The sequence below is a fragment of the Kitasatospora sp. NPDC091257 genome (genome assembly GCF_044757675.1).
GTDB lineage: Bacteria > Actinomycetota > Actinomycetes > Streptomycetales > Streptomycetaceae > Kitasatospora > Kitasatospora lactacystinica.
Genome location: NZ_JBIVVI010000614.1, coordinates 1 through 5,450 on the forward strand (window position 1 = coordinate 1; position 5,450 = coordinate 5,450).

Sequence of the window (5,450 nt, forward strand, 5' to 3'; positions counted from 1 at the left end):
GGTCGAGGAGCTGCTGCGCGACGTCGGGGTTCCGGAGCCGGCCGAACGGGCCCGGCAGTACCCCCACCAGCTCTCCGGCGGGCTGCGTCAGCGCGCGCTGATCGCCTCCGCGCTGGCGGCGGGGCCGCGGGTGCTGGTCGCGGACGAGCCGACCACCGCGCTGGACGTCACGGTGCAGGCCCAAGTGCTCGATCTGCTCGGCGAGTTGAAGGCCGAGGGGACGGCCCTGCTGCTGATCAGCCACGACCTGGCGGTGGTGGCCCGGCTGGCGGACCGGATCGCGGTGATGAAGGACGGCCGGATCGTGGAGAGCGGACCGGCCGACCGGGTGCTGGGTTCACCCGAGCACCCGTACACCCGGATGCTGCTGGCGGCCGCGCCCGATCCGGACCGGCCGGGGCCGGCCCCGGCGGCCGACGCGCAGGAGCGGAAGCAGGAACAGGACCAGGAGCAGAAGCAGGACCGGCTCCTCACCGCCAGGGGCCTGGTGAAGCGCTACCGCAGCCCGGACGGCGGCCTGCGGGAGGCGGTCGCCGACGTGTCGTTCGCGCTCGCGCCCGGCGAGACCCTGGGCATCGTCGGCGAGTCCGGCTCCGGCAAGAGCACCACCGCCCAGCTGGTGATGGGCATGCTGGCCCCGGACGCCGGGGAGGTGCTGCTGGACGGCCGCCCGTGGAGCGCGCTGCCCGAGCGCGAGCGCCGTCCGGCCCGGGCCGCCGTGCAACTGGTCCACCAGGACCCGCTGGCCTCCTTCGATCCGCGCTTCACCGTCCGGCGGATCCTGGCCGAGGCGCTGGCGGTCGCCGGGGTGGCCCGCGGCGCGGCGCGGCGGGAGCGGGCGGTCGGACTGCTGACCCAGGTGGGCCTCGGCGAGCAGCACCTGGAGCGGCGGCCGCGCTCGCTGTCCGGCGGGCAGCGCCAGCGGGTGGCGATCGCCCGGGCGCTGGCCACCGGGCCGCGGCTGCTGGTCTGCGACGAGCCGGTGTCGGCACTGGACGTCTCGGTGCAGGCGCAGGTGCTGGAGCTGCTGGCCCGGCTGCGGGCCGAGCTGGGCCTGGCGATGCTGTTCATCTCGCACGACCTCGCGGTGGTGCGCCAGGTGAGCGACCGGGTGCTGGTGATGAAGGACGGCCGGGCGGTCGAGTACGGCCCGGCCGAGCGGGTGTTCCGCTCCCCCGAGCACCCGTACACCCGGCAGCTGCTGGCGGCCGTGCCCCGGCTGCCCGCACGGACCGCTGCGGTCTGACGGGCCCCGGCAGACGGCGGTGCCCCGGCGGGAACGTCCCGTCGGGGCACCGTCGTTCGGAGCCGGACGCCAACCCGGCCGGGTGCGACGTCAGCCCGGCCGGGTGCGACCGTCGGCCCGGCAAGAGCCGGACGCCGGGCGGGCAGGAGCCGGGCGTCAGCCCGGCAGGAACCGCCGGAGGATCGGCGCGGCCCGGTCGGCGAGGTCGTGCTCGCCGTCCGGGGTCGGGTGCAGCCCGTCCGCGTAGACCCGGTCGGCCTCGGCGATGGGCAGCACCTCGCGGCCGTCGACCAGGTGCAGCCGCCGGTCGCCGAGCCGCTGGAGCACCCGGACCGCCTCGCCGGTCAGCTCCCGGATGCCCTCCAGGGTGAGCCCGGCGGCGTTGACCGCTTTCTCCCGCTCCACCGAGGGCAGCGCGGCGATCACCGCGATCGGGGTGTCGGGGTGGCCGTCGCGGACGGTCTCGACGAAGCCGCACACCGCCGAGCCCCAGCTGCGCGCGGTGAACACGCTGCGGATGTAGGCGTTGGTGCCGATCTCCAGGGTGATCAGCTCGGCCGGGGTGTCCCGCAGGACGCGGGCGACCAGCGGGTCCAGGTACGCCTCCCCGGCGAAGCCGAGGTTGCGCAGCCGCCAGCCGTGCCGGACGGCCACCAGGGAGACCCAGCTCTCGGACGGGCCGTGCGGGAACATCGCGTGGGTGAGCGAGCTGCCGTACGCGATCCAGCGCGGGCCGGTGCGTTCGAGCGGCTCCAGCACCCGGTGGCCGTGCAGCGAGAGCCGGCCGATCCAGGTGCGGCTGAGGTGCGGCAGCCAGATCTCCACCTCGGCCGGGCCGTTCGCGCCGGCGGGCAGCGGCAGGGCGAGCCGGTGGCGGCCGGGCACCGGGTGCCACCGGTGGGCGACGACGCCGTCCACCACCACGTCCAACGGCGCGCTGCCGGGTTCGGCGTCCAGTTCCAGGACCAGTTCGACGGCGTCGGTGCGCAGGCCGAAGCGGGCGCCGGCCGGGAGTCGGGCGAGGCGGGCGAAGTCGGCGGAGAGGGTGGTCGCCACCCGGTCCAGCGGCAGGCGCAGCGGGATCCAGCGGTCCTCGTGCCGGGCCAGGCCGCTGATGCCGTCCCAGGAGAGCCGGGGGTCGTCCGGGGTGAGGCGTTCGACGGCGGTGGCGGCGGTGGCGGCGGTGGCGGCGGTGGCGGCGGCGGGCCGGGTGGCGGTCACGCCCGGCCCTCCTGGAGATCGGCGGCCAGGGCCTGCGCCTCGGCGGGCGCATCCTCGGCGGGCGGCGCCTGCGCGGCGTCCCCGCCCTTCGGCGCGCCCAGCCCGAGGGCGGCGGCGACCAGCCCGACGGCCGAGAAGAGCGCGGCGACCAGGAAGGCCCAGTGGTACGCGGAGAGCGAGGGCGAGGCGCCGCCGACGCCGGTGAGCACCGCCGCGCCGACGGCGACGCCGATGCCGCCGCCGAGCTGGAGGGCGGCGGTGACCAGCGCGGTGGCCAGCCCCTGGTCCTCGTTCTTCACGCCGCCGACCGCGGCGATGTTGAAGGCGAGGAAGCTGGTGCCGTTGCCGAGCCCGTGCACGATCAGCGCGGGCAGCAGGACGCTCAGGTAGTTGCTGTCGGTGCCGGTGCGCAGGAACAGCAGGATGCCGCCGCCCTGGAGGAGCAGGCCGAGGACGGCCGCCGGGCGCAGCCCGGAGCGGTTGATCAGCTTGGGCGCGAGGTTGACGGCGAGCAGGATCGCGGCGGCCATCGGGACGATCGCCAGGCCCGCCTGGAGGGCGCTGTAGCCGAGCACCTGCTGGAGGTAGAGCAGGGCGATGAACTGCCAGCCGATGGTGGCGCAGGCCCAGACCAGGCCGACGGTGTTGGCGGTGGACAGGGTGCGCGAGCGGAAGATCCGCAGTGGCAGCAGCGGGTCGGTGCGGCGCTGCTGGATGACCACGAAGACGACCAGCAGCACGACGGCGGCGATCAGCGAGCCGAGGGTGGCGGCGGAGCCCCAGCCGGCTTCGGGGGCGCGGACGAGTCCGAGGACGAGCAGCAGGACGCCGGCGGTGGCGGTGAGCGCGCCGGCCGCGTCGAAGCCGGGCCGTTCGCCGGTGCGCGCCTGGTCGGGGGCGACGGCGTAGTTGGTGACGGCGAGGACGAGCGAGGCGACGACGAAGGGGACGAAGAAGATGAGCCGCCAGTGCACTTCGGTCAGGACGCCGGAGAACACCAGGCCGGCCGCGTAGCCGCTGGCGCCGGTGAGGGAGAAGATGCCCATCGCGCGGGTGCGCTCGGGGCCCTCCTTGAACGTGGTGGTGATGATCGACATCGCCGCGGGGGCGATGAAGGCGGCGGCGACGCCCTTGATGACGCGGCTGACGACCAGCAGGGTGCCGTCGGAGACGAGCCCGCCGGCGAGGCTGACGAGGGCGAACACGGCGGTGGCCCAGAAGAACAGCCGGCGCCGGCCGAAGAGGTCGGCGGCTCGGCCGCCGAGCAGCAGGAAGCCGCCGTAGGCGACGGCGTAGCCGGAGATGATCCACTGCAGCGTCTCCGGCCCGAGGCCGAGGTCCTGCTTGATCTCCGGCAGGGCGACCCCCATCAGGGAGACGTCCATCGAGTCGAGGAAGAGCTGGGCGCAGAGCACCAGGAGTGCCAACCCCTTGTGCGCGCCGAGGGTGCGGGGCGCCGTGTCCGGCATCGGCCCTCTCCCAATCCATCTGGCAGACAATCGTCTGCATCTCAATCAAGTGGGCTGAACGTAGCAGTCAAATCATCTAGCGTCAAACAATCTCCGCGCCACGCGACCCCCAACACCCCTTGCGTCTCCGCGAGTTGACTTCCTATTGTTTGATAATTGCCGAACCTTAGAAATATCGGCCCTACCCACGGGGGAGTTGCCCACCCATGCCCGAATCCGTCAGACGTCCCCGCCTGCCCTCGCTCACCGGCGTCAGATTCCTGATCGTGGTCCCGGTCTTCGCCTTCCACGCGGACATGGAGAAACCGTTCGGCGACGCGGGGGTCGCCGACGCCTACGCCTGGCTCGTCGCCAACGGCGCCTGGACCGCGATCAGCTGCTTCTTCGTCCTCAGCGGCTTCGTGATCACCTGGGGCTCACGCCCCGACCACAGTGCCCGCGGCTTCTGGCGCCGCCGGGCCGCCAAGATCTACCCGCTGCACGTGCTCACCTGGGCCGCCGCACTGGTGCTGCTCGCCGTGGCCGGCCACGCCGCGACCGCCCGCCAGGCCGTTCCCAACCTGTTCCTGGTGCACACCTGGAACCCGGACCGCGAGGTCTTCTCCAGCCTCAACGACGTCAGTTGGTCGATCTCCTGCGAGATCTTCTTCTACGCCGCCTTCCCGCTGCTGGTGCACTGGATCCGGAAGATCCGCCCCGAACGGCTCTGGGCCTGGACCGCCGCGGTGATCGCCGCGGTCCTGCTCGTCCCGGCCGCCTCCGCCCTGCTGCCGGACCGTCCGCCGCTGCCCTTCGGCTCCGGCTCGGTGTGGCAGTTCTGGTTCGTCTACGTGTTCCCGCCGGTGCGGCTGCTGGAGTTCGTGCTGGGCATCCTGCTCGCCCGGATCGTCCTCACCGGCCGCCGGCTGCCGATCGGCGCCCTGCCCGCCGCCCTGCTCCTGATCCCGGCCCAACTCCTGGCCAAGCAGCTGCCGTTCCTGTGGGGGCTGACCACCCCCGCGATCGTCCCGATCGCCCTGCTGCTGCCCGCGCTCGCCGCCCGGGACGTGGCCGGCCGGCGCTCCTTCCTCACCTCCCGGCCGCTGGTCACCCTCGGCAGCTGGACCTTCGCCTTCTACCTGGTCCACCGGCTGATCCTGGACCACGGCCACCGCGCCCTCGGCGCCGGACGGACCTTCACCACCCCGGTCGCCGCCGCGCTGCTGCTCGGCGCGTTCACCGCCGCCTGGCTGCTCGCCGGGCTCCTGCACCGGTACGTCGAGCTCCCGGCCGTACGGCTGCTCGCCGCACCCCGCCGGCGCCCCACCGGCGCCACGCCCCCGAGCCCCCCGAGCGGCCCGGCGCCCGCCCCCGACCCGGACACCGGCCGCCTGACCGAAGCCCCGACCACCTGATCACGCGCCCGCACCCGCACCCCGACCGGAACCACGACCGGAACCACGACCGCCGGACCACGACCCCGGCGATCCCACCGAGAGGCAGACCGATGACCGACCAGGACCTCACCGCCTACC

The 5,450-nt window shown here is 74.3% G+C and carries 4 protein-coding genes; 2 read left to right on the forward strand and 2 right to left on the reverse strand.

Translation table 11 applies throughout. The annotated features are described in order from the left end of the window. Positions 1-1,246: ATP-binding cassette domain-containing protein (locus ACIQOV_RS25625; RefSeq protein ID WP_401052233.1), on the forward strand; the 1,246-nt coding region annotated here is incomplete at its 5' end. 156 nt (positions 1,247-1,402) lie between these two features. On the opposite strand, the gene ACIQOV_RS25630 is transcribed toward ACIQOV_RS25625, so the two are convergent. Together ACIQOV_RS25630 and ACIQOV_RS25635 are read right to left on the reverse strand one after the other, a co-directional pair. Beyond that, complete coding sequence (locus ACIQOV_RS25630; RefSeq protein ID WP_401052235.1) at positions 1,403-2,467, reverse strand: SGNH/GDSL hydrolase family protein; 1,065 nt, start codon at positions 2,465-2,467, stop codon at positions 1,403-1,405. Further along, a complete protein-coding gene (locus ACIQOV_RS25635; protein WP_401052237.1) occupies positions 2,464-3,936 on the reverse strand; it encodes an MFS transporter in 1,473 nt (490 codons plus the stop codon). The genes ACIQOV_RS25630 and ACIQOV_RS25635 overlap by 4 nt, the downstream gene beginning before the upstream one ends. A gap of 206 nt (positions 3,937-4,142) precedes the next feature. On the opposite strand from ACIQOV_RS25635, the gene ACIQOV_RS25640 reads away from it, so the two are divergent. Continuing rightward, positions 4,143-5,330 carry an acyltransferase family protein gene (locus tag ACIQOV_RS25640; RefSeq protein WP_401052239.1) on the forward strand — a complete coding sequence of 396 codons (1,188 nt, stop codon included), beginning with the start codon at positions 4,143-4,145 and terminating at the stop codon, positions 5,328-5,330. Positions 5,331-5,450: the final 120 nt, after the last annotated feature.